At 69.8% G+C, this 22327-nt stretch carries 23 protein-coding genes; 14 read left to right on the top strand and 9 right to left on the bottom strand.

The window, feature by feature from the left end; all coding sequences use genetic code 11:
* Positions 1 to 316 precede the first annotated feature (316 nt).
* Positions 317 to 700, bottom strand: a complete 384-nt coding sequence (locus HDA39_RS13915; RefSeq protein ID WP_184795633.1) for a VOC family protein — start codon at positions 698 to 700, stop codon at positions 317 to 319.
* A gap of 88 nt (positions 701 to 788) precedes the next feature.
* Between HDA39_RS13915 and HDA39_RS13910 the strand changes: the two genes are divergently transcribed.
* Entirely contained in the window at positions 789 to 1796 is a 1008-nt protein-coding gene (locus HDA39_RS13910) for a WYL domain-containing protein (protein ID WP_184795632.1), read from the top strand.
* On the opposite strand, the gene HDA39_RS13905 is transcribed toward HDA39_RS13910, so the two are convergent.
* The 3 genes from HDA39_RS13905 to HDA39_RS13895 are packed head-to-tail and all read right to left on the bottom strand — an operon-like array spanning position 1729 to position 4243.
* Entirely contained in the window at positions 1729 to 2505 is a 777-nt protein-coding gene (locus HDA39_RS13905; protein ID WP_184795631.1) for an ABC transporter permease, read from the bottom strand. The genes HDA39_RS13910 and HDA39_RS13905 overlap by 68 nt on opposite strands.
* Complete coding sequence (locus HDA39_RS13900) at positions 2502 to 3266, bottom strand: ABC transporter permease (RefSeq protein WP_184795630.1); 765 nt, start codon at positions 3264 to 3266, stop codon at positions 2502 to 2504. Before HDA39_RS13900 ends, HDA39_RS13905 begins: the two co-directional genes overlap by 4 nt.
* The gene (locus tag HDA39_RS13895; RefSeq protein ID WP_184795629.1) at positions 3263 to 4243 is read right to left on the bottom strand and encodes an ABC transporter ATP-binding protein; all 981 of its coding nucleotides are present in this window, start codon (positions 4241 to 4243) and stop codon (positions 3263 to 3265) included. The genes HDA39_RS13900 and HDA39_RS13895 overlap by 4 nt, the downstream gene beginning before the upstream one ends.
* A 54-nt stretch (positions 4244 to 4297) precedes the next feature.
* Between HDA39_RS13895 and HDA39_RS13890 the strand changes: the two genes are divergently transcribed.
* From HDA39_RS13890 to HDA39_RS13880, 3 genes are read left to right on the top strand one after another with little or no spacing between them, the layout of a single operon-like run.
* Positions 4298 to 5236 carry a helix-turn-helix transcriptional regulator gene (locus HDA39_RS13890; protein WP_184795628.1) on the top strand — a complete coding sequence of 313 codons (939 nt, stop codon included), beginning with the start codon at positions 4298 to 4300 and terminating at the stop codon, positions 5234 to 5236.
* A 42-nt stretch (positions 5237 to 5278) separates the two neighbouring features.
* The gene (locus HDA39_RS13885) at positions 5279 to 6286 is read left to right on the top strand and encodes a 1-aminocyclopropane-1-carboxylate deaminase (RefSeq protein WP_184795627.1); all 1008 of its coding nucleotides are present in this window, start codon (positions 5279 to 5281) and stop codon (positions 6284 to 6286) included.
* 37 nt (positions 6287 to 6323) lie between these two features.
* A complete protein-coding gene (locus tag HDA39_RS13880; protein ID WP_184795626.1) occupies positions 6324 to 7472 on the top strand; it encodes a winged helix DNA-binding domain-containing protein in 1149 nt (382 codons plus the stop codon).
* Here the strand turns inward: HDA39_RS13880 and HDA39_RS13875 are convergent.
* Positions 7450 to 8010 carry a carboxymuconolactone decarboxylase family protein gene (locus tag HDA39_RS13875; RefSeq protein WP_184795625.1) on the bottom strand — a complete coding sequence of 187 codons (561 nt, stop codon included), beginning with the start codon at positions 8008 to 8010 and terminating at the stop codon, positions 7450 to 7452. The two genes, HDA39_RS13880 and HDA39_RS13875, sit on opposite strands and share 23 nt — an antisense overlap.
* 91 nt (positions 8011 to 8101) lie before the next feature.
* Between HDA39_RS13875 and HDA39_RS13870 the strand changes: the two genes are divergently transcribed.
* From HDA39_RS13870 to HDA39_RS13860, 3 genes are all read left to right on the top strand, one after another.
* Positions 8102 to 8440 carry a winged helix-turn-helix transcriptional regulator gene (locus HDA39_RS13870; RefSeq protein ID WP_184795624.1) on the top strand — a complete coding sequence of 113 codons (339 nt, stop codon included), beginning with the start codon at positions 8102 to 8104 and terminating at the stop codon, positions 8438 to 8440.
* Between the two features lie 201 nt (positions 8441 to 8641).
* A complete protein-coding gene (metK, locus tag HDA39_RS13865) occupies positions 8642 to 9835 on the top strand; it encodes a methionine adenosyltransferase (RefSeq protein ID WP_184795623.1) in 1194 nt (397 codons plus the stop codon).
* Positions 9836 to 9941: 106 nt separating this feature from the next.
* Positions 9942 to 11975, top strand: a complete 2034-nt coding sequence (locus HDA39_RS13860) for a primosomal protein N' (RefSeq protein WP_184795622.1) — start codon at positions 9942 to 9944, stop codon at positions 11973 to 11975.
* A gap of 30 nt (positions 11976 to 12005) precedes the next feature.
* Here HDA39_RS13860 and HDA39_RS43700 read toward each other — a convergent pair whose 3' ends face one another.
* Positions 12006 to 13004, bottom strand: a complete 999-nt coding sequence (locus tag HDA39_RS43700; protein ID WP_184795621.1) for a helix-turn-helix domain-containing protein — start codon at positions 13002 to 13004, stop codon at positions 12006 to 12008.
* Positions 13005 to 13097: 93 nt separating this feature from the next.
* Here HDA39_RS43700 and HDA39_RS13850 point away from each other — a divergent pair, with 93 nt between their 5' ends.
* Positions 13098 to 14321 carry an MDR family MFS transporter gene (locus HDA39_RS13850; protein WP_184795620.1) on the top strand — a complete coding sequence of 408 codons (1224 nt, stop codon included), beginning with the start codon at positions 13098 to 13100 and terminating at the stop codon, positions 14319 to 14321.
* 12 nt (positions 14322 to 14333) lie between these two features.
* Here the strand turns inward: HDA39_RS13850 and HDA39_RS13845 are convergent, their stop codons facing one another.
* Positions 14334 to 15002, bottom strand: a complete 669-nt coding sequence (locus tag HDA39_RS13845) for a TetR/AcrR family transcriptional regulator C-terminal domain-containing protein (protein WP_184795619.1) — start codon at positions 15000 to 15002, stop codon at positions 14334 to 14336.
* Between the two features lie 94 nt (positions 15003 to 15096).
* On the opposite strand from HDA39_RS13845, the gene HDA39_RS13840 reads away from it, so the two are divergent.
* The 3 genes from HDA39_RS13840 to HDA39_RS13830 are packed head-to-tail and all read left to right on the top strand — an operon-like array spanning position 15097 to position 16623.
* The gene (locus HDA39_RS13840; RefSeq protein WP_184795618.1) at positions 15097 to 15528 is read left to right on the top strand and encodes a DoxX family protein; all 432 of its coding nucleotides are present in this window, start codon (positions 15097 to 15099) and stop codon (positions 15526 to 15528) included.
* Positions 15525 to 15980, top strand: coding sequence for a hypothetical protein (locus HDA39_RS13835; protein ID WP_184795617.1), 456 nt, complete (start codon positions 15525 to 15527; stop codon positions 15978 to 15980). Before HDA39_RS13840 ends, HDA39_RS13835 begins: the two co-directional genes overlap by 4 nt.
* Positions 15981 to 15999: 19 nt before the next feature.
* Positions 16000 to 16623, top strand: a complete 624-nt coding sequence (locus tag HDA39_RS13830) for an HAD family hydrolase (RefSeq protein ID WP_184795616.1) — start codon at positions 16000 to 16002, stop codon at positions 16621 to 16623.
* Positions 16624 to 16626: 3 nt separating this feature from the next.
* Here the strand turns inward: HDA39_RS13830 and HDA39_RS13825 are convergent, their stop codons facing one another.
* Positions 16627 to 17793 carry a TolB-like translocation protein gene (locus HDA39_RS13825; protein ID WP_238356050.1) on the bottom strand — a complete coding sequence of 389 codons (1167 nt, stop codon included), beginning with the start codon at positions 17791 to 17793 and terminating at the stop codon, positions 16627 to 16629.
* A 4-nt stretch (positions 17794 to 17797) separates the two neighbouring features.
* Positions 17798 to 19225, bottom strand: a complete 1428-nt coding sequence (locus HDA39_RS13820; protein ID WP_184795615.1) for a hypothetical protein — start codon at positions 19223 to 19225, stop codon at positions 17798 to 17800.
* Positions 19226 to 19436: 211 nt separating this feature from the next.
* Here HDA39_RS13820 and def point away from each other — a divergent pair, with 211 nt between their 5' ends.
* Genes def through HDA39_RS13805 form a run of 3 tightly spaced genes read left to right on the top strand, consistent with a single transcriptional unit; the run spans position 19437 to position 22326 of the window.
* Complete coding sequence (def, locus tag HDA39_RS13815; protein ID WP_184795614.1) at positions 19437 to 19985, top strand: peptide deformylase; 549 nt, start codon at positions 19437 to 19439, stop codon at positions 19983 to 19985.
* Positions 19982 to 20911, top strand: a complete 930-nt coding sequence (fmt, locus tag HDA39_RS13810) for a methionyl-tRNA formyltransferase (protein WP_184795613.1) — start codon at positions 19982 to 19984, stop codon at positions 20909 to 20911. The genes def and fmt overlap by 4 nt, the downstream gene beginning before the upstream one ends.
* Complete coding sequence (locus tag HDA39_RS13805) at positions 20908 to 22326, top strand: transcription antitermination factor NusB (RefSeq protein WP_184795612.1); 1419 nt, start codon at positions 20908 to 20910, stop codon at positions 22324 to 22326. Before fmt ends, HDA39_RS13805 begins: the two co-directional genes overlap by 4 nt.
* Position 22327: the final 1 nt, after the last annotated feature.

Genomic DNA, 22327 nt, shown 5'->3' with positions numbered 1-22327 from the left:
AAAGGGGAGCGGGGGCGCAGTGGAGCGCCGGGGCTACCCGGCTCAGGAGGTGCGGGAAGAGGCGCGGGCAGATGTTTCGCGTCCGAGCAGGATGGCAGTCGGCGGCGTCGTGGTGTCGTCGGGTCGGTGGCGCACAGGATGTCTGCGTACTGGCTGAGCCGGGCACGGCCTCGTTGGCTGACCGGGGTGGCTGACGCCTATTGTGACGACTGCCGCGATGTACCGGATCAGTCGTGCGATAGCGGATCAGTCGTCACAATGGGCGTCAGTCGAGCGGTACGGCGTCAGGCGGGCCGCGGAGATCCGGCGGCACCGGTCAGGTGGCCACCGGTGTGGCGGGGGCGAACAGGTTGACCAGGTTCCCGTCCGGGTCGCGAAGGATCGCCGACCGGTTGCCCCACGGCATCGTCGTCGGTCGCTGCACGAACTCCAGCGCGCGCAGCCGGTCGTACTCGGCGTCGACGTCCGGCACCTGGAACTCCAGGAAGACGCCCCGGTTGGCCACCGCCTCGACCACGCCCTCGCCGTACAGGGTCGTCGTCAGTTGGCTGCTGGAGATGGCGAGCGTGCCGGCGGATGTGCGGAGCTCGGCGAAGACCGGTGCGGGGCGGGTCGCGGCGAGGGTCGTGACGTGTTCGTAGAAGGCGGTCAGGCGGTCGACGTCGTCGGTGACGATGCGGATCGAGGCAAAGGTCGTCATGTCGGGTTCTCCAATTCTCGAGGTCTCTGCCGAGGCTATGAGCAATACCGGACAGCATCCGCCCGGTATCCGTGAGAATCTGAGCAGTGTGACGAGGCCGACGTCCCGCGTGCTCGCCCTGCTGGAACTGCTGCAGGGCGGCGGGACCCGTCGCGTTGGCGACCTTGCCGAGCGGCTCGGCGTCGACGAGCGGACCGTCCGCCGGTACGCCGAGCACCTGATCGACCTCGACATCCCGGTGCGCTCGATCCGCGGCCGGTACGGCGGCTACCGGCTCGCCCCCGGCTACCGGATGCCGCCGCTGATGCTCACCGACGACGAGGCCGTCGCGCTGGCGATCGGTCTCGTGGTCGGCCGGCGCGCGGGTCTCGTGCCGGAGTCCACGGCGTCGGAGAGCGCGCTGGCGAAGCTTCGTCGCGTGCTCCCGGTCCGCCTGGCCGACCGGCTCGGCGCCCTGCTCGCGACCTCGTCGTTCACCGCGCCGCCGCGATCGGCGCTCCCCACCGACACCGGCGTACTGCTCACCCTCGCCGAGGCCGCCCGGGATCGTTTGGCGGTCGAGCTCGCCTACACCGATCGCCAGGGTCGATCCAGCACCCGCACGATCTCCCCGTACGGCGTGGTCGCGCACTCCGGTCGCTGGTACGTCGCGACCGCCGACCGCACCTTCCGCCTCGACCGGATCACCTCGGCAACGTTGCTGACAGCAACGACCGGCGAGGCGCCGGCCGACGACGCGGCGCACGCTGTGCTGAAGTCGCTGGCGACTGCACCGTGGGCCCACCAGGTCTCCGTCCTGGTCCAGGGCGTTGCGGACGAGGTCGAGCGTCGGCTCCCACTCGGCTTGGCGATCGTCACTCCACTCCACGAAGAACCGGCCCAGGTACGGATCGAGTTTCGCGCGGAGCGGCTCGACTGGGTGCCGGCGTTACTGGCCGGGCTCGATCGGCCGTTCGTCATCGAGCAGCCCGCCGAGCTGCGGCACCAGGTCGCCGATCTGGCCCACAAGCTCGCCAGGTGGGCGGACTCTAAGACGTCGCTCCCGTATACCGGCGAAGACCCAGCCGCCAGCAAACGACGGCAAGCGAACAGCTGACGCCGGCTCCGACGACCGTCGACACCAGTACGAGAACCCGCGGTCCGTCGAGCAGCGTGCTGGTGGGGACCGTCGCGATGAGTGTCAGCGGCAACAAGTACGTGAGCACCAGCCGGAGCGGTCGCCGGTAGATGTCGGTCGGGTAGCCGCCGAGCTGCCAGGCCGAGCTGTAGAAGACCTCGAGCTGCAGCCGCGGGGCCCAGAACGCGAGGCAGGCCAGCAGTACGCCCATCGCCCAGGTCACCGTCAGAGCGGCGGCGAGAGTGACCAGCCAGGCGACGATCGCCGCCGGCGCGGGAAGTTCGGTCAGGCCGAACGCGATGACACCGAGCCCGAGCACCGACTGGACCAGCGACAGCGGCGTCGACTTCCCCAGACTGGCCAGGTAGAGCGTCGGTGCAGGCTGCAGCATGAACGTGTCGAGCATGCCTCGGCGAATGCCGTTGTCCGGGAACCAGGCGAGGTTCGGGTCGATGAACGTGCTCTTGAGGCTGCTCAGCACCTGGAACGTCCCGATCAGCACGTAGGTCTCGGCCTCGGTCCAGCCGGCCAGCGAGTCCGTTCGTGCGTACACGATGAACACGGTCGCCAGGCTCGCGACCATCCCGATGATCGACAGGCCGACATCGAACAGCAGGTTGACCCGGAACGCGAGCGTCGCCTGCACCGACCTGGCGAAGCCGGCGGCGGAGAGCCGGAGCAGCTTCATGCGCCCACCACCGTGTACCGACGGATGCCGGCCCGCCACAGCCACACGGCGAGACCGGCGAACGCCGTGATCCACGCCGCCTGGTAGGCGAGCCCGGACAGCAGGCCTTCGGTGCGTCCGGCAACGATGTCGGCCGGCAGCCCGAGCATCCCGTAGAAGGGCAGCACCTGACCGATCTCGCGCAGCGGCCCGGGCAGGAACGCGAGCGGCGCGATCGTCCCGCCGAGCAGCGAGGTCAGCGTCCAGCCGAAGCCCGCGATCGCGTGCACCCGTTCGGTCCAGAACGCGGCCATCGACAGCAGGAACACGAAGCAGAACCTGAGCACAGCGCCCAGCACGAGCACCGGCACAGCGGCGACAACCGAGACCCAGGTCAGCGAAACACCGAAGGCCACACCGGCCAGCAGCGCGAGCGGAATCCCCATCACCGTCATCCAGATCCGGATCGCGAGATTGGCGCCGATCACGTCGACGACCACGGGCTGCGGCCGGAGCAGGTCGTGGCTGATCGTCCCGTCGTACAGCTTCTCGGAGAACGTGTGCTGCTCGAACGACTCCGTCATCACGGTGACCAGCAGCAGCGCCACGTAGTACGTCGCGACGTACGGATCGGCCGGGTAGACCGCCGACCAGACGAACATGCCGATGAGCGGACCGACCGCGGCCTGGATCGTCAGGGTGAGCAGGAACCACCACGTGCCCGACCACTCGAGCACCTCGCGGCGGATCCGCAGAGCGATCAGGAGCAGCAGCCGGCTCATTCGACACCCTCCCGGTAGGCCTGGTCGATGACGACCTCGAGCGGCGCCTCTTCGACCGACAGGTCCGCGACGTCGAGGTCGGTGAGCAAGGCAGCGGTCGTCCGGGCGACCTCCGCGCGCGGGACGCGGATCACCCACGTCCCGTCCGCGTGCTCGACCAGTTCGCCGGCCGCGCGCAGGCGTTGTTCGTCGGCGCCGGGCGCGGTGATCCGGAGCAGCTTGTACGGCGAGAGCTTGGCGGCGAGCTCGTCGAGCTTGCCGTCGTACCGGATCGTGCCCTTGTCGATCAGAACGAGCCGTGGGCAGAGCGTGGAGACGTCGGCCATGTAGTGGCTGGTCAGGAGGACGGTCGCGCCGGTCTGCTCGGCGTACTGGGCGACGAAGCGGCGCATCGTGGTCGCGCCGGTGACGTCGAGGCCGAGGGTCGGCTCGTCGAGGAACATCACCTCCGGGCGGTAGAGCAGCGAGAGCGCGAGGCCGGCGCGCATCTTCTCGCCGAGGCTCAGGGCTCTGAGCTGGCGCTCCAGCAGCTCGCCGAGGTCGAGCATCTCGGTCAGCTCGTCGAGGTTCTCCTCGTACTGCGTCAACGGCACCTCGTACAGCAGGCGTTGGTACTGGAGGGTGTCGAGCACGGTGAGTTCCTGCGGACCGCCCACCGGCTGGCTGCCGCGGATGAACGCGATCCGGCGGAGGAAGTCGGTCCGGCGTTGCCAGGGGGAGTGGCCGAGGACGCGGACCTGACCGGACGTCGCGTGCAGCAGGCCGGAGAGGATCTTCATCGTGGTCGTCTTGCCGGCGCCGTTCGGGCCGATGAAGCCGACGACCTCGCCGGGGCTCAGGCCGAACGAGATGTTCTGGACGGCGGGAACGTCCTTGTACTGGCGGTTGAACACCGAGCCGAGCGTCGCCTTCCAGCCGGATCCGCGGACCGGCGCGCGGTAGGTCATGCAGAGGTCTTCGACCACGACAGCTGTCATGAGAAGGACCGTAGGAAGAAAAGACGCCACCTGTTGGCTTGTTTTCCTGCGATCATGCCTGACATGCGTGCGGAACGGTTGCTGCGGCTCCTGCTGCGTCTGCAGACGCGCGGTCGATCGACCGTGGCGGAGCTGGCGCAGCACCTGGAGGTGTCGCCGCGGACCGTTCAGCGTGATCTGGACGCGCTGAGCCTCGCGGGTGTGCCGGTGTACTCCGTGCGCGGACGGGGTGGTGGATGGGCGCTGCTGCCGGACTACCGCACTCGCCTGACCGGGCTCACGCCGTCCGAGGTGATGTCGGTGTTCGTCGGCGCGACGGCGCATGTGCTTGCGGATCTGGGCGTCGATGCGTCGAGTGATCAGGCGATCGCCAAGCTGATCGCGGCGCTGCCCGATCCGGCGCGGCGCGATGCGGAGTTCGCGCGGCAGCGGCTGCTGATCGATCACGCCGGGTGGGACGACCGGCGGGAGACGCCGCGATGGCTCGACCTGTGCCGGCAGGCGATCTGGGAGGAACGGCTGATCGCGATCACCTACAGGGATCCGGCCGAGCCCTTCGTGGTCGCGCCGCTGGGGTTGGTGGCCAAGAGCAGGACCTGGTACCTGGTGGCGGCCCGGGCGGACGGGGCTCTTCGTACGTACCGGCTGAGCCGGATCGGTCTGGTCGACCTGACCGAGGAGACGTTCAGGCGGCCGGGCGGGTTCGAGTTGACGGCGTACTGGGCGGAGGCGCAGGCGCAGTTCCGGGCCAGCCGGCCGTCGTACCCGATCGTGCTGCGGGTGCGAGGGACCGCTCTTCGGCGCTTTCGTCCGACGGCTCCGGTGACGGACGACGGGGACGGCTGGTTCGTCGTCGAGACCGACCTGGAGAACGCCGCCGAGGCGTGCGCGGCCGTGCTCGCCCAAGGCGGCGACGCGGTCGCGCTCGCGCCGCCGGATTTGGCGGCCGCCGTACGCCGGGCCGCGGACCAGGTTGCCGCAGCTCACATCTGACAGCACTGGACAGGCCAGTGTTTGCAGTGTGCAATATATTGCATGCCAATCACCGATTTCGATCGCTACCCGTTGCTCTTCGGCCCGAGCCCGGTGCACCCGCTCGACCGGCTCACCGCGCACCTCGGCGGCGCGCGGATCTGGGCCAAGCGGGAGGACGTCAACAGCGGTCTGGCGTACGGCGGCAACAAGACGCGCAAGCTCGAGTACCTGCTCCCGGAAGCACTCGCCCAGGGCGCCGACACGTTGGTGAGCATCGGCGGCATCCAGTCGAACCACACCCGCCAGGTCGCCGCCGCGGCCGCGAAGTCGGGCCTGAAAGCCGTGCTGGTCCAAGAGAGCTGGGTCGACTGGCCGGACCCGGTCAACGACAAGGTCGGCAACATCCTGCTCTCGCGGATCATGGGCGCCGACGTGCGGCTGGTCCGCGCCGGGTTCGGGATCGGGTTCAAGGAGAGCTGGCAGCAGGTGCTGGACGACGTCCGGGCAGCAGGCGGTACGCCGTACGCGATCCCCGCCGGTGCTTCGGACCACCGGCTCGGCGGGCTCGGGTTCGCGAACTGGGCCGACGAGGTCGCGGCGCAGGAGCGCGAACTCGGCGTCTTCTTCGACACGATCGTCGTCTGCAGCGTCACCGGCAGCACGCACGCCGGGATGATCGCCGGGTTCGCCGGGCAGGACCGGCCGCGCCGGGTGCTCGGGATCGACGCGTCGGCCAAGCTCGACGAGACGCGGGCGCAGGTCGCGAAGATCGCGCGCGCCACCGCGGAGCTGATCGGGCTCGGGCGGGAGCTGCGCGACGACGAGATCACGGTGCTGGAGGGGTGGGCGGGGGAGAAGTACGGGATCCCGGTCGAGTCGACGATGGATGCGATCCGGCTGAGCGGGCGGCTTGAGGCGATGATCATCGATCCCGTGTACGAGGGGAAGTCGATGGCGGGGCTGATCGAGTTGGTACGGTCCGGCGAGATCCCGAAGGACTCGAACGTGCTGTACGCGCATCTCGGCGGGCAGCCGGCGCTCAACGCGTACAGCGGGCTGTTCCAGTAGGTCAGGCTGCGACCGCTACTGCTCATAGTCTGACCGCATGAAGATCACCTGGCCCGCCGTTGTCGCGCGACGGATGCGGCGGCATCACTTGGACGCCGGTACTGCGGGCGCGAATCTGGGCCCGGTCGACGTCGTACGGGCGATGTCCGGTGCGCACGCGCAGGTGTTGTCGGCGGCGGAGATCTCCGTGGCACTCCGGTTAGAGAAGGCGACGCGGACCGAGGTGCAGCAGGCGCTCTGGGAAGAGCGCTCTCTGGTGAAGACCTTCGGCCCGCGCGGGACCGTGCACCTGCTGCCGACCGAGGACCTGCCGCTGTGGACGGGAGCGCTCTCCGCGTTGCCGCGGTCGGGCGCTGTGGGGACTCCTGAGATGCGGATGACGCCGGAGCAGACGGCCGAGGTGATCGAGGCCGTCGGGGGAGCGCTCTCCGAGGACGATCTCACCGTCGACGAACTGACCGACGAGGTGGTCGCGCGGACCGGTCCGTGGGCGGGGGAGCTGGTGATGCCGGCGTTCCAGGAGTACTGGCCGCGCTGGCGTCAGGTGATTCCGGCGGCTGCGACCGCGGGCGTGCTCTGCTACGGCCCGAACCGCGGCCGCAAGACGACGTACACCAATCCGCATCGCTTCACCCCGCCGTTCCAGCCCGAGAACGGTGAGAGAGCGCTCCCCGAACTTCTCCGGCGCTACCTCCACTCCTACGGGCCGGCGACGCCGCAGCAGTTCGCGAAATGGCTCAGCACCTCGCCCGCGTTCATCACCGAACTCTTCGACCAGGACGGCCTCGAGCAGGTCGAGCTCGACGGCCGGCCCGCCTGGGTGATCGAGGGGGACACCGACTTCCCCGAGGACCCGGTGCGCGGCGTACGCCTGCTCCCGTACTTCGACGCGTACGCCGTCGGAAGCCATCCGCGGGAGCTCGTCTTCCCCGGCGAGGCCTCAACCCGGGCCCTCGCCGGCGGCCAGGCCGGCAACTATCCGGTGCTCCTCGTCGACGGCGTCGTCGCGGGCGTGTGGCACCAGCGCCTCTCCGGCCGGAAGCTCCAGGTCACCGTCGAACCCCTGCGCCCGTTGAAACCGGCCCAACTCCGTGCCCTCGGCAACGCAGTGGATCGACTCGCCGAGATCGTCAACGCCCGCCCGACACTCACCCTCGACAAGATCACCGTCGGCCCGCACGCGTGAACGCCCGAGAGCGCGCTCCCCAGCTCTCCAGCGGGAGCTCCAACGCGTTGATCACCGTCGACAACGTCCGGTACCAACCCGCCAGGAGCAGCAGCTCGACCACCTGCGCGTCGTCGTACCGCTCCCGCACGGCAGTCCAGGTCGCCGTACTCCAGGTCGCCTCGTCGTGCAGCTCGTCGACCGCCGTCATGAGCACCGGATCAGGCCACGCCTCGCCAGACGCAACGGCGTCGAAGACCTCCCGATCCAGCCCGACCACCGGCCCGAAGACCACCACGTGCACGCCCCACTCGTACTCCGCGCCGGCGCGCGCGGTGGCCCGCGAGATCACCAGTTCCCGGTCGCGCGCGGGCAGCAATCCCTTGTTCAGCAGGCCCGACGCCATCGGCCGGGCACGGTCGGCCAGCTCCGGGTGCAACGCCAGCACGCGGAACAGCAGCAACGGCTCGTACGGCGAACCAGGTGGCATCAGCTTGCCGAGCAGGGTCTGGATCCGTTCTGGATAAGGCGGTTCGACCGGTCGTAGACGGGCGGACATGCGGCCTCCTCAACTGGCGCTACGGAATACGTAGCACTATGATGCTACTGAATCGATAGCGCAAGACCCCTGCAGGCCAAGGAGGCCGACGATGGCGGCTGGTACGCCGGTGCCCGGACGCCCGGTACGCGGTTCGCAGACCGGGCGGCCGATCATGGCCGCGTTCGACCTGCTCGGCCGACGGTGGGCGTTGCGGGTGCTCTGGGAACTGCGCGACGGTCCGGTCGGGTTCCGTGCCCTGCAGGAGCGGTGCGACGACGTGTCGCCGACGGTGCTGAGCGCGCGACTGGCTGAGCTGAGGGAGGCCGGGCTGCTCTGGCAGGACGAGTCGAAGGCCCACCAACTCACCGCGACCGGTCGCGATCTGTCCCGTTCGCTCAAGCCCTTGCTGGCCTGGTCCGAGCGCTGGGCGGCCGAGACGCGTGGTTGAAACGTTCGCCTCAGGGCGCTCGTTCAGGCGGCCGTGGCCGCGATGTGAGACACGAGTCCCACGAAGTGGATGATTCCGGTGTTCGGCTCTTCCCCCGGCCCGAACTGCTGGCATACTGCCGAGAAGCATCGCCGGAGGCGGTGCATGTGGGGCGGGGCTCAGGCTCCGCCGTGTGGACACCAGCAACCCTGAGGGAGAACCGTGGCACGGCGCCTTTTCACGTCCGAGTCGGTGACGGAAGGTCACCCGGACAAGATCGCTGACCAGATCAGCGACTCCATCCTCGACGCCCTTCTGGCCGAGGACCCGAAGAGCCGCGTCGCGGTGGAGACCCTGATCACGACCGGACTGGTGGTCGTGGCCGGCGAGGTCACCACGTCGGCGTACGTGGACATCCCCGGGATCGTCCGCAACCGGATCCTCGAGATCGGTTACGACTCGTCGCTGAAGGGCTTCGACGGCGCGTCCTGCGGCGTGCAGGTCGCCATCGGCAGCCAGTCGCCCGACATCGCGCAGGGCGTCAACACGGCGTACGAGACCCGCGCGGACGCCTCGGTCGACGCGCTGGACCTGCAGGGCGCCGGCGACCAGGGCCTGATGTTCGGCTACGCGTCGAACGAGACCCCCGAGCTGATGCCGCTGCCGATCACCATCGCGCACCGGCTGTCCGAGCGGCTGTCCGCGGTCCGCAAGGACGGCACGATGGCCTACCTGCGTCCCGACGGCAAGACCCAGGTCACGGTCGAGTACGACGGTGACAAGGCGGTCCGGATCGACACCGTCGTGGTCTCCAGCCAGCACGCGGCCGACATCAGCCTCGACGAGATGCTGACGCCGGACGTGAAGAAGCACGTCGTCGACCCGATCCTCGAGCAGTTCGAGATCGACTCGTCGGACTACAAGCTGCTGGTCAACCCGACCGGCCGCTTCGAGATCGGCGGCCCGATGGGCGACGCCGGCCTGACCGGCCGCAAGATCATCATCGACACCTACGGCGGCATGGCCCGCCACGGTGGCGGCGCGTTCTCCGGCAAGGACCCGTCGAAGGTCGACCGCTCCGCGGCGTACGCGATGCGCTGGGTCGCCAAGCACATCGTCGCCGCCGGCCTGGCCTCGCGCGCCGAGTGCCAGGTCGCGTACGCGATCGGCAAGGCCGCTCCGGTCGGCTTCTACGTCGACACCTTCGGCACCGAGACCGTCGCGATCGACAAGATCACCACGGCCGTCCTCGAGGTCTTCGACCTCCGCCCGGCCGCGATCATCCGCGACCTGGACCTGCTCCGCCCGATCTACACCCAGACCGCCGCCAACGGCCACTTCGGCCGCACCGGCGAAGACTTCACCTGGGAGAAGCTCGACCGCGTCGACGCCCTCAAGGCCGCCGCCACGAAGTAGTCAGTACGCCGTACGACGCCCGCATCCCCGGTTGGGGGTGCGGGCGTTCGTCGTGTTGTCCACAGGCCTCCGGCAGGTTCCACGGCGATCGGACTAGAGTTCCCGAGTGGCACCGACCGGGGAATCTCCTGAGCAGCTGACCTTGCTGCGCGAGACCGTCCGGCGCTCCCGCACGAAGGCCCCCGCCGACATCACCGACACCCTCCCGATCGCCCGGGTCGCGGTCGACGTCTCGTTGCCGCACCTGGACCGCGCGTTCGACTACCTCGTCCCCGAAGACCTCGCCGCGACCGCACAGCCGGGCGCCCGGGTGAAAGTGCGATTCGCGGGCAAGGACCTCGACGGATTCATTCTGGAACGCCTGGCCGAGACCGAGCACGCCGGCAAGCTCGCGCGCATCCGCAAGGTCGTTTCCCCCGAGCAGGTCCTCACCCCCGAGGTCGCCGATCTCTGCCGCGCCGTCGCCGACCGGTACGCCGGCGTCCTGGCCGATGTCACCCGCCTGGCCGTGCCGCCAAGACTCGCGAAGGTCGAGGCCGAAGCGCTCCGCTGCAACCAGCCCACGCGCCCGGTCGAGTCCACCTCCCGCGACGAGTGGTCGCCGTACCCGCATGCCGAAGGCTTCCTCGACGCCGTACGCCGTACCGAAGCCCCCCGCGCCATCTGGACCGCGATCCCAGGCGCCGACTGGGCGCTCGCGTTTGCCCAAGCCGCCGCCGTCTGCGCCTCGACCGGCCGCGGCGCACTCCTGCTCGCCCCGGACGCCCGCGACCTCGAGCGCCTCGCCAAGGCCTGTACGACGGTCCTCGGCCCCGACGGCTTCGTCACGCTCTCGGCCGACCTCGGCCCGACCCCTCGCTATCGCGCGTTCATCTCCGCCCTCCGCGGCTGCACCCGCGTCGTCATCGGCACCCGCGCGGCCGCGTTCGCACCGGTCACCGACCTCGGCCTGGTCGCGCTCTGGGACGACGGCGACGACTCGTACGCCGAACCGCGCGCGCCGTACCCGCACGCCCGCGAGGTCCTCCTCCTCCGCGCCCACCGCCAGAAGTGCGCCGCGCTGCTCGGCGGATTCGCCCGCTCGGCCGAGACCGCCGCGCTGCTCGAGTCCGGCTGGGCCAACGAACTGATCGCCGACCGCGCCGTCACCCGCGCCGCCGCGCCCGCCGTCCACATCGCGGGGGAGTCGGACCGCGACCTCGCCCGCGACCCCGGCGCTCGCGCCGCGCGGCTGCCGCACCAGGCGTTCGAGGTCGCGCGCGAAGGGCTCAAGACCGGGCCGGTCCTCGTGCAGGTGCCGCGCGCGGGGTACCTGCCGAGCCTGGTGTGCCAGACGTGCCGGACGCCGTCGCGCTGTACGACGTGCGGCGGTTCGCTGCGTCGTACGGGCTCGTCCGGCCCGGCGAGCTGCACCGTCTGCGGCCGCCCGGCGGCGGACCACCGGTGCCCCGAGTGCGGCGACACGAGGATGCGCGCGGCCGTCGTCGGCGCCCGGCGTACGGCGGAGGAGCTGGGCCGGGCGTTCCCGGGCGTCGTCGTCCGCACCTCGGGCGGCGACAGCATGCTCGACGAGATCCCCGGCGATCCCGCGCTCGTCGTCACGACCCCCGGCGCCGAACCCGTCGCGGAGAACGGCTACGCGGCAGCCCTTCTCCTGGACACCTGGCTGCTGCTGGCCCGGCCCGACCTGCGCGCGCCCGAGGAGGCCGTCCGGCGCTGGTTCAACGCGGCCGCGATGGTCCGCTCCGCCCGCGAAGGCGGCAAGGTGATCATGGTCGGCGAACCCTCCGCGATGCCGCTCCAGGCCGTCGTCCGCTGGAGCCCCGAGGGCTACGCAACCCGCGAACTGGAAGAACGCCGCACCGCCCGCCTGGCCCCCGCCGCCAAACTCGCCGAACTGGTCGGCTCCGCCGACGCCGTAGCCGACCTGATCACCCGCGTCCGCGACCTCGTCGACCCCACCGCAGGCCTCGAAGTCCTCGGCCCGGTCGACGTCGACGAAGAAACCGTCCGCGCCGTAGTCCGTACGCCGCGCGCCTACACCCTCGCCCGCGTCCTCAAAGAAGCCCTGGCCGCCCGAGGCACCAAGAAACTCCCCGGCCCCCTCCGAGTCCAAGTAGACCCCGCAACCTTCGGCTGACCCCGCCCGATCGCCCCACCACCGACCGAATCAAGCCGTCTCGGACAGCTGGCTCGTCCCCGACGCCGTCAGCAGGTGATTGCCCAGCGACGTCCGGAAGTACAGCACCGTACGACCGTCGCGACGCGAGTCGACCACGCCGGCGTTGCGCAGGATGCCGAGGTGGACGCTCAGGGTCGGCGCCGACACGTCCAGTGCGTGCGCCAGGTGCGTCGTCGACATCGGCAGATCCAAGTGACTCACGATCGCCGCCCGAGTCCGCCCGACCAGTTCGGCCAGTGGCGAGCCGGCGGTTTCCTGCTGGCTCTCCCACAACCGCCCGAGCCCGCGTGGGGGATAGGTGATCGTCGGTACGTGCGGCGCACCGGTCACCGGCAGCGCCGCCGGCCAGGTGAACACGCACGGCACGAGCAGCACACCCTGACCGGCCGTCGGCACTCCGTCGGGGCACACGAACGGGCGATCGATCTCGATCCGGTCGCCGCTCAGTCGTACGGACGGATGCAGGTTCCGGAACAGCCGGTCAAGCCCGCCCGCGGCCAGTTCGTCCAGCCGGAACGCGAGATCCTCCTGCAGCAACGCGCGCATCCGCCGCCAGTCCGGCTCGACCGCGCGCTGCCAGTACGTCCGCAGCGCGCCGGTGATCCGAGAGAGCGCTTCCCCGGGATCAGCGATCAGCGGCGGCAGCAACGGGTTCGGGTTTCCCCGGTGCACTCTGCTGAGCTCGTCGACCACCAGCTCGTACGGCGTCGCCTCGATCGCGGCCAGCCCGGCGTCGAACCCGGTCGACCGCCGCGGCGGCGCCGGCGTCATGAAGTCCGCGATGTACCCGATCCGCGGAATGAGGGCCCGGAGCAACTCCAGGTCCTCGCCCTCGGCGACCGGACGCACCTTGCGCAGCCACGGTCCGTGCACGCTCCCGGACGAACTGTTGCTCAGGGCCCGCACACTGGTGACCGTCTCCCAGACCGGCGAGAACGCGAACCTGATGCGGCTGACGTCGTCGGCGTTGAGCCTGATGCTGATCACGTCGACGACTCTAGTCACCGTCCGGCGCGAGCGCGAGGATTAGTGCAGAAACTAATGTTCGACAGCGCCGGTGGTCCCCGCCAGGCTGGATCCATGACATCGATCGGTGCTCCCAGGGAGCGCTCTCCGCTGCCCCGCGCGTTCTGGGCGCTCTGGGTCTGCCAGCTGGTCAACCGCCTCGGCAGCTTCGTCCAGCCCTTCCTCGTGCTCTACCTGACCCAGGACCGGCACCTGTCCGCCGGTACGGCGGGCGCCGTCGCCGCGGCCGTCGGTGCGGGCTCGGTCGTCTCGCAGCTCGTCGGCGGCTGGCTGTCCGACCGGATCGGCCGCCGCCGGACCATGCTGATCGGGTTCCTCGGCACCGCCGCCGCGCTGATCCTGCTCGGCTCGGCACGGTCGCTCGCGATGATCGCGGTCGCCGCGTTCGTGGTCGGCCTGATGGGCGACCTGTTCCGCCCGGCGGTCCAGGCGACGGTCGCCGATCTGCTCCAGCCAAGAGAGCGCGTTCGCGCGTACGGGCTGCTGTTCTGGGCGATCAACCTCGGCTTCTCGGTCTCGACCGTCAGCGCCGGCGTCCTGGCGAGCATCGGTTACAACCTGCTGTTCTGGATCAACGCCGGTACGTCGGTGGTCGCCGCCCTCGTGATCTGGCGGATGGTCCCCGAGACCCGGCCGGTGCTCGACGAAGGCACGTCACGCCGTGCGCTGTTGCCCGTCGTACTGCGGGACACGACGTTCCTGCTGATGGTCCTGCTCCAGATCGGCTACGCCACGATCTACTTCCAGGGCTACTCCACTCTGCCGCTCGCGATGGCGGCCGACGGGCTGCCGAGTTCGACGTACGGGTTGGTGATCGCACTGAACGGCGTCGTGATCGTCGTCGTCCAGCCCTTCGTCAACCGCCGGCTCGCCACGCTGGATCGTCCGAAACTGCTCGCCGGTTCGATGCTGATCGTCGGGGTCGGGTTCGGTGTGGGGGCGGCGGTCGACAGCTGGTGGGGTTATGGGCTGTCGGTGGTCGTCTGGACCGTCGGCGAGATCGGCTTCGCGGCCGTGATCGGCGCGGTGTTCGCGGACCTCGCGCCGGTCGATCTGCGCGGCGGGTACATGGGGCTGGCCGGCAGCATGTCCTTCGGCCTCGGCAGCGTCATCGGCCCTCTCCTGGGCACCATCACCCTCGAACACGCCGGCCCCACCACCGTCTGGCTGGCCTGCGCCGCCCTGGGCCTGATCCTCTTCACCGCCCAACTGTCCCTGGCCCCATCCCTCCACGCCCGAGCCACCACCAGCACCTCACCGCAACCCACAAGCCCTTGACCCCACCCCTTGCTAGGGCGGAGAGCCGGTTGGGGGGCTGTAGGCCCGGTAGAACGCTCGGGCGCCGGATTCTGCGCGCTCCTCGGCGTGGATCAGCGAGATGTTGTGGTCGAACAGCGCACGGTCGAGCGAGGCGCCGATCACCAGGAACGCGAAGTGTTCGGCGGCCGTCGGCGGATCCTGGACGAGCAGGGCGCCGGAGTCATGGAGTTGCCGCAGCGTCTGGGCCAATCGATCGAGGACCAGCCCAGGAGCTCGCCGGTAGTAGTCGACGGCCAGGTCGGGGACGCGGTTGGCCTCGCCGATGAGCAGACGCCTGAGCGTGATGACCGGACCGCCGTGGATCGAGCGGGCGAGATCGAGGGCGACGTCGACCAGCCGGTCCTCCAGGCTGGGCTCGTTCGCGCGACCGCTCGCGTGCTGGGTCAGCCCGCTGGTCTCCAGCCGCACGGCGTAGGACGACGCGGTGTCGATCGCCTCCTTCAGCATCTCGCGGAACAGCCGTTCCTTGTCGCCGTAGATGTTGTAGACGGTTCGCTTGGCGACGCCGGCGGCCACGGCGACGTCGTCGATCGTCGCGCCGGCGAATCCTTTGTCCGCGAACACCGTGATGGCGGCCGTCACGATGATCGTCCGAGATCGGGTGATCCGTGGATCTTCGTACGGAGTTACCTCAGCCACGCGGGATTACCTCTCTTGCACTCAACAGGTTAGTACTGCATCATACAGGTTATTAGTGCACTTGCAGTGCAGTAGACCGAAGGAGTGGACGCTCATGAAAGCCAATCTCGTCACATCGCGGCCGGCAGCAGCCCTGTCCACAGCAGGTGGGCCGCGAATCCGGCTGAGGACCGCCGGTCGCTGGGTCCTTCAGATCGCACTGGCGGCACCGATCGCGATCGGTGGAATCGCCAAGCTGACAGGCGACCCGCAGATGACCGCCATGTTCTCGACCCTCGGCGCCGAGCCGTGGCTGCGGATCGTGATCGGCGTCTTGGAGCTCTTGGGCGCTGTCGGACTTCTGATTCCCCGGACGGCCGTGTGGGCCGCCACGGGCCTGGCTGTGCTGCTCGCTGGGGCGTCGTTCACGAATGTCGCCCTCCTGCACACCAGTCCGGTCCTTCCGCTGGTCTTCTTCGCGATCGCCGTCTCGATCGTGCTCCTGCGCCGCCGTGAACTGACCACGTCCATCAGGGAGCGTCGATGAGTTCCCAACCCCAGCCCTTTGACCGTCAAGCCGCCGAGCGACAACTCCGCACCCTGGAACCCCTCCTGGGAACCTGGCGAATCGGCGGGGACGCACCAGGCACCGTTACCTATCAGTGGGCCGACATGGGCGGCTGGATCATTCAGCACGTCGAGCTGGACTCCGAAGACGGTCCGACGCGAGGTGTCGAGTACATCGGGTACGACACCGAAACCAGCACTCTGCGGTCGTACTACTTCAGCGGCACGGGTGAGCTACTTCGCTACACCTATCGCCTCGACGGCACCACCCTCAGCATCTTCTTCGGCGATGAGACCTCACCCGCCAAGTACGTCGGAACCTTCGACCCCGACTTCACCTCCAGCACCGGCGGCTGGCAGTGGCCGGGTGGCGGATACCAGACCACGATGACCAGAATCGACGGTGGCGACCACCATTCCGGTCGTGTCTGAGGTTTCGTAGGGTGCGGGTATGAGTGAGCGCAGCGTCGACAACGTGGTCTTCGATATCGGTGGGGTCCTGCTGGACTGGAATCCGAACTACCTGTACGCCGAACTGATCCCCGACGAGGAGCAGCGTCGGCACTTCCTGACCAACGTCACCACGCCCGAGTGGAACATGCGGCAGGACGCCGGACGGCCCTGGGCCGAGGCCGTCGAGGAGCTCACCGCGCTGCACCCGCAGCACGCCGAGTGGATCGCCGCGTACGACACCGGCTGGCTGAAGATGGTCAAGGGCCTGCTGACCGACACGGTCGACCTGCTGACCGAGCTCCAGGCGCTCGGCGTCCCGACGTACGCGCTGACCAACTTCTCCGGCGAGAAGTGGGCGGTCGCGAAGGAGACCTTCCCGGTCCTCGACAGTTTCACCGGCGAAATCGTCTCCGGCCACGAGCAGGTCGTGAAGCCCGACGAGAAGATCTACCGCCTGCTCGTCGACCGCTTCACCCTCGACCCGGCCCGCACCTTCTTCACCGACGACGTCCAGCGCAACGTCGACGGCGCCCGCGCCGCCGGCCTCGACGCCGAACTCTTCACCACGGCCGCCGACCTCCGCACCCAACTCCACACCCGAGGCCTTCAGCTGAAGCCCTAGGCCTCAGGTGGTGCCGGTCGCCAGGGCTTCGGTGTACTTCGTTCCGCCGCCCAGATGGGCTGCTTCGACGATGAGAGTGTTGTCCTGGCAGACCGGCGCCGTGATCGCCGTGTCCGGGGGAGTGGTGTAGATGACCTGCGGCCGGGCCAGGCCCGGCTGCCAGCGGTGGAGCTGGTACGACTCGGCACCGTTGGTCATCGTGCGGACTTCCCAGTGGATCCAGTTGCCACAGGCAACGATTGTGTCGGTGACGATCGAACCCAGCGAACGCGCCGCACCACCGGGAGCGTCACGGACGTAAGCGCGGCTCGAGTACTGATCGGGATCGTCCGCTCCGATCTCCGACCAGACGGTCGCCCCGCGCAACGTCGCCCCGCTCCACTGGATGCAGTTGCGACTGGCAACGACGGGCTGGGCGGCGCCGCCCGCGAGCGGCGCCGTGAACAGCCGCTTGCAGCGTTGCGCGCTCTGCGGCGCGGTGATCGCGCTGTACGTGACCGAGTCCGCCGACACGACCGGATCCGCGATGTACCCCGGATCCGCCACGCACGTCACCGTCCGCGCCACCAGCGTGTCCAGCGAGGCGACGACCAGGCACGACCGCTTGCGAGCGTCCGTGCTGCTGTACGCGAACGTCCCGTCGTACGCGCCGATCTCGGGCTCGGAGATCCGGGGGAGCGCTTTCTGCGTCGCCAGGTCCGTCTTCGCGCCGGTGCTGAGGTCGTAGCGGAACACCCGGATCTGCGGGTTCGGCCCGTCGGACCGGATCTCCTCGATCAGCGCCCAGCGGTCGTCGATCACCACCGGCGACTGCGCGACGAACCCGGCCGGCGGAGCGTGCCGTACGACGACCTTCCGGCTGACCCGGTCGGTCACCGTCGTCGTCCCGGCCTCGTCGCTGCCGCGCGTGACGACGTACTTGCGCTGCTGCGTGACGATGTGCTGACCGTCGACGGGCTGCCGCAGGATCTTCGTCCACACCGGCTTGCCCGGCGGCGTCCCCGGCGAAGACGTAGGCGGCCGGCTCGGAGTGTCGCGCGGCGGCGTGCTGCTCGGCGTACCGGAGGACGGGACGGGAGACGGCGAGGGAGCGCTCTCCGGCGATCCCGAGCACCCAGCCGCCAGCAGGGCGACCGCGGTGACCGGGACCAGCAGGTGACGACGACGCATCGGCCTACAGACCGATGTTCTTGAACGAGTTGGCCAGCGTCGCGTTGAACATCGCGGTGGCCGGGATGTTGCGCGGCCCGTCGGTGACGTTGCCGCGGCTGTTGAAGCGGCGCTCGTTGAACACCTCGTAGATGCCGATCGTCTTGGCCTTCATGTTGTAACCGCGGCCGACCTGGTAGTGCCCGCTGTGGTTGAAGGCGAGGTACGGGAAGTACCGCTTCAGCAGCTGCACGTGCTCGATGATCGGCGCCGGGGCGCCGTCGCCGAGGTGGTTCTGGTGCACCTGGAGGAACTTGGCCGGCGTCCAGTGGCCGACGCTCTGCACGATGTAGGTGCCGGCGGCAAGGTCCCAGTTGGTCTTCAGGTTGGTCTGCTTGACCATCGCCGAGATCGCCGTGCCGGACGTCGTCGCGCCGAGGTCCTTGGCCCAGGACGCCTGGGTGTCCTTCTGCTTGTCGTCGGCCCAGTCGATCGACTGGAAGGTCGCCGGACCGCACCAGTACCCCTTGTCCTGCGAGGTCTGGAAGCCCTTCATGATGGAGTTCGCGACCGGCTTCGGCTTGGTCGCGGCCGGCGGCTTCAACGGCGGCGGCGTCGGCTTGGTCGACGGATCACCAGGCTTCGGCACGACGGTCTGCCCACCGCTCGGCTCACCAGCGGCCGGTACGCCGGTCCGCCCGGAACCGGTCGCCGGACCGGATCCCGGCGCCGTCGACTCGCCCGAACCCGGCGCGCTCGCCGGCGGGTTGCCCTCCGCGTCGAGCTCACGCAGCGCGCGCGCCTTGTCCCGCCCGTCCCACGCCGCCTGCATCTCCTCCAGCTCGGCGCTGGTCCGCTGGCCCTGGGTCATCTCGGCCCGCTCGGCCACGAACGCCGCCGGGGTCAACGCCCCGGTCGCGATGTCCTGCTCGGCCGACACCCCGGCCCGCAGGTCGTCCCGCGCGACATCCGGCTCGACGACCGTCGAGCTGATCTCCGCGCCGGTCGGGATCTTGTCCACGAACCCGAGCCCGAGGCAGTAGTTCTCGGTCTCGAGCTTGAAGCAGCGCATCACCTGCTGGGACTGCTCGGCCGCGGTGACCCGCAGCGTGAGGTTGCTCGGCGACGTCTCCGCCACCTGACCCGCCAGCTCACTCCAGCTCCGCGCGGCCGGCCGCTCGGTGGCGGGCTCGTCATCGGCAGGCGTCGGTACGGCAGGCGTCGGTACGGCGGTCGGCGGGATCGACGGGTCGGTCGGGGTCGAGTCGTCGGACGGCTCGGCCCGGTCGGAGACCTCACTCGAAGGCGCGACGGCCTCAGGAGGCCCGCTCGTCGGCGCCGCCCCCACGGCGCTGTCCCTGGGCACGAACTCGTAGGCCCGGGCCAGAGGAGCCTGTGAAAGCAGGACCCCCAGGGTGATCAGTGCCGCAGCCCCCCGTGTCGCTGTGCGCATTGTTAACTCCCGTTGGGCGTGTGGCTTGTGTGACTGTAGGTACGCCTGAGAACACACTACGTGCTGAAGGCAACAACTGGGAGTGGGGTCCGCGAATTACAACGGTGTGATCACCGGCCACCCACGCTCAGCGGACACCCGGCGGAGCCGCCGTAGCCCGTCGTACGGCCGCCACTAGACTTAGTTGGTCCTGCGCTGCGAAGGAGTCTGTGTGTCGGTCCAACCCATCCGCCTGTTCGGCGACCCTGTTCTGCTGACCAAGGCGGACCCGGTCGTCGACTTCGACGCCGAGCTGCGCCGCCTGGTCGCCGACCTCACCGACACGATGCAGGCCGCGCCCGGCAGCGGCCTGGCCGCGCCGCAGATCGGTGTCGGCCTGCGGGTCTTCACCTACAACATCGAGGGCGAGATCGGGCACCTGGTCAACCCGGAGCTCACGCTCGGCGCCGAGGAGCAGTTCGGCCCGGAAGGCTGCCTGTCGATCCCCGGCCTGACCTTCGACTGCCGCCGTGCCGAGCACGTGATCGCCCACGGCTTCAACATGTACGGCGACCCGGTGGTGATCGAGGGCGACGACCTGCTGTCGCGCTGCATCCAGCACGAGACCGATCATCTCGACGGCGTCCTGTTCGTCGACCGGCTGGACCGCGAGACCCGCAAGGCCGCGATGAAGGCGATCCGCGAGGCCGAGTGGTCGGGCCTGTCCGGGCCGCCGCAGATCAAGGTCTCACCGCACGCGATGAACGGATTCGGCCTGTGAGACTCGTCTTCGCCGGCACCCCCGAGGTGTCCGTCACCGCACTCGAGGCGATCGTTGCCAGCGGCCATGAACTCGTTGCCGTCGTCACCCGTCCCGACGCGCCCGCGGGTCGCGGCCGCAAGCTCGTCGCCTCGCCCGTCGCCCAGTACGCCGAACAGCTCGGCGGCGTCGAGATCCTCAAGCCGGTCAAGCCGAGCGACCCCGAGTTCCTGGCCCGGCTCCGGGAGATCGCGCCCGACTGTTGCCCGGTCGTCGCGTACGGCGGACTGCTGCCGCAGGCAGCGCTCGACATCCCGGAGCACGGCTGGATCAACCTGCACTTCTCGGTGCTGCCCGCGTGGCGGGGCGCGGCGCCGGTGCAGCACTCGATCATCTCCGGTGACGACGTCACCGGCGCGAGCACGTTCCGGATCGTCAAGGCGCTCGACGCGGGTCCCGTGTTCGGCGTACTGACCGAGCCGATCGGCGCGAAGGACACGTCGGGTGACCTGCTCACCCGGCTGTCCGTGTCCGGCGCGAAGCTGTTTGTCGACACGCTCGACGGCATCGCGGCCGGCGTACTGCAGGCGGTCGAGCAGCCGGCCGACGGTGTCACGATCGCGCCGAAGCTGACCGTCGAGGACGCCGAGATCAATCTCAAGCACCCGGCCCAGCAGATCGATCGGCTGGTCCGCGGCTGCAACCCGGCGCCCGGCGCCTGGACGACGTTCCGGGGCGAGCGGCTCAAGGTGCTGGCGACGGCACCGACCGACGACGAGCTGGCGCCAGGCGCCATCAGCGCAACGAAGTCCTCGGTCACGGTGGGCACCGGGAGCAAGGCGATCGAGCTGGTCACCGTCCAGCCGCAGGGCAAGAAACCGATGGCCGGGGCCGACTGGGCCCGCGGCGTACGCATCACCGCAGACGATCAGTTGGGTACCGAGTGAGCGACCGCAGTCCGAGGAACCGCGCCCCGCAACGGCGCCCCGACAAGGTCCGGCAGGTCGCGTACCGGGTGATCCGGCAGGTGAACGGCGAGGACGGCTACGCCAACCTCACCCTCAACAAGGCGCTCCGCGACCAGCGCGTCGGCGGCCGCGACGCCGCGTTCTGCACCGAGCTCGTGCACGGCACACTGCGCTGGCAGGGCACGTACGACGCGTTCCTGGCCCGCAGCGTCTCGCGCCCGCTGGCCGACCTCGACCCCGAGCTGCTCGACCTGCTCCGGCTCGGCGCGCACCAGCTGCTGCGGATGCGCGTCGACTCGTACGCCGCGGTGAACGAGATGGTCACGCTGACCCGTTCCGAGGTCGGCCAGAGCCGCAGCGGTCTGGTCAACGCGGTGCTCCGCAAGATCAGTCAACGGAACCTCGACCAGTGGATCGCCACGGTCGCCCCGAAGCCCGAGGAAGACCTGCTCGGCTACCTGGCGATCGCGAAGGCCCACCCCCGCTGGGTGATCGAGGCGTTCGCCGACGCTCTGGGCGAGCGGGCCTCCGCCCCAGCTCTCCCCGCCGAATCGGTCGAGCAGGCCGTCGAGGACCTGCTCGACGCCGACAACGAACCTCCCAAAGTCACCCTCGTCGCGCGCCCCGGCCTGTCTGACGTCGACGAGCTGATCGAGGCCGGCGCGAGCCGCGCCCGCTGGTCGCCGTACGCCGCCGTCCTGCAAGGCGGCGGCGACCCCGGCCGCATCCAAGCCGTCGCCACCGGCCGCGCCGGCGTGCAGGACGAAGGCTCCCAACTTGTCGCGACCGCGCTGGCCATCGCGAAGGTCGACGGCAAGGACGCGCGCTGGCTCGATCTGTGCGCCGGCCCGGGCGGCAAGTCCGCCCTGCTCGCCGCGATCGCGAACCAGGGCGAGGCCGTCCTGACGGCGGTCGAGCCGCTCGAGCACCGCGCCCAGCTGGTCCGCTCCAACCTCCGCGCCATCCCGGGCGACCACCAGGTGCTCGTCGGCGATGGCACCAAGCCGACCTGGCCGTCCGGTTGGTACGACCGCGTCCTCGCCGACGTCCCGTGCAGCGGCCTCGGTGCGCTGCGCCGTCGACCGGAGGCCCGCTGGCGTCGGACGCCCGAAGACGTCGACGAGTTGCGCCCGCTGCAGGAGGCGTTGCTCGCGTCGGCGATCACGTCGGTGCGGCCGGGCGGGGTCGTCGCGTACGTGACGTGCTCGCCGCATCCGGGGGAGACGCGCGAGGTGGTCGAGGCGGTCCTGGCGAGCCGGCCGGACGCCGTACTGGAGGATGCGCGAGAACTGTTCCCCGGCGTACCGTCGCTCGGGGACGGCCCGGACGTGCAGCTGTGGCCGCACGTGCACGGCACGGACGCGATGTACCTCGCGCTGATCCGGCGATCCTGAT

This window comes from Kribbella italica, assembly GCF_014205135.1.
In the GTDB taxonomy this organism is placed as follows: domain Bacteria; phylum Actinomycetota; class Actinomycetes; order Propionibacteriales; family Kribbellaceae; genus Kribbella; species Kribbella italica.
This window is presented reverse-complemented; position numbering and strand designations above follow the sequence as displayed.

What these genes read in the sequence shown, in the direction of transcription:
- HDA39_RS13915 (WP_184795633.1), bottom strand. Translation starts at nt 700, where the DNA reads ATGACGACCTTTGCCTCGATCCGCATCGTCACCGACGACGTCGACCGC.
- HDA39_RS13905 (WP_184795631.1), bottom strand. Translation starts at nt 2,505, where the DNA reads ATGAAGCTGCTCCGGCTCTCCGCCGCCGGCTTCGCCAGGTCGGTGCAG.
- HDA39_RS13900 (WP_184795630.1), bottom strand. Translation starts at nt 3,266, where the DNA reads ATGAGCCGGCTGCTGCTCCTGATCGCTCTGCGGATCCGCCGCGAGGTG.
- HDA39_RS13895 (WP_184795629.1), bottom strand. Translation starts at nt 4,243, where the DNA reads ATGACAGCTGTCGTGGTCGAAGACCTCTGCATGACCTACCGCGCGCCG.
- HDA39_RS13890 (WP_184795628.1), top strand. Translation starts at nt 4,298, where the DNA reads ATGCCTGACATGCGTGCGGAACGGTTGCTGCGGCTCCTGCTGCGTCTG.
- HDA39_RS13885 (WP_184795627.1), top strand. Translation starts at nt 5,279, where the DNA reads ATGCCAATCACCGATTTCGATCGCTACCCGTTGCTCTTCGGCCCGAGC.
- HDA39_RS13880 (WP_184795626.1), top strand. Translation starts at nt 6,324, where the DNA reads ATGAAGATCACCTGGCCCGCCGTTGTCGCGCGACGGATGCGGCGGCAT.
- HDA39_RS13875 (WP_184795625.1), bottom strand. Translation starts at nt 8,010, where the DNA reads ATGTCCGCCCGTCTACGACCGGTCGAACCGCCTTATCCAGAACGGATC.
- HDA39_RS13870 (WP_184795624.1), top strand. Translation starts at nt 8,102, where the DNA reads ATGGCGGCTGGTACGCCGGTGCCCGGACGCCCGGTACGCGGTTCGCAG.
- HDA39_RS13850 (WP_184795620.1), top strand. Translation starts at nt 13,098, where the DNA reads ATGACATCGATCGGTGCTCCCAGGGAGCGCTCTCCGCTGCCCCGCGCG.
- HDA39_RS13840 (WP_184795618.1), top strand. Translation starts at nt 15,097, where the DNA reads ATGAAAGCCAATCTCGTCACATCGCGGCCGGCAGCAGCCCTGTCCACA.
- HDA39_RS13835 (WP_184795617.1), top strand. Translation starts at nt 15,525, where the DNA reads ATGAGTTCCCAACCCCAGCCCTTTGACCGTCAAGCCGCCGAGCGACAA.
- HDA39_RS13830 (WP_184795616.1), top strand. Translation starts at nt 16,000, where the DNA reads ATGAGTGAGCGCAGCGTCGACAACGTGGTCTTCGATATCGGTGGGGTC.
- HDA39_RS13825 (WP_238356050.1), bottom strand. Translation starts at nt 17,793, where the DNA reads ATGCGTCGTCGTCACCTGCTGGTCCCGGTCACCGCGGTCGCCCTGCTG.
- HDA39_RS13820 (WP_184795615.1), bottom strand. Translation starts at nt 19,225, where the DNA reads ATGCGCACAGCGACACGGGGGGCTGCGGCACTGATCACCCTGGGGGTC.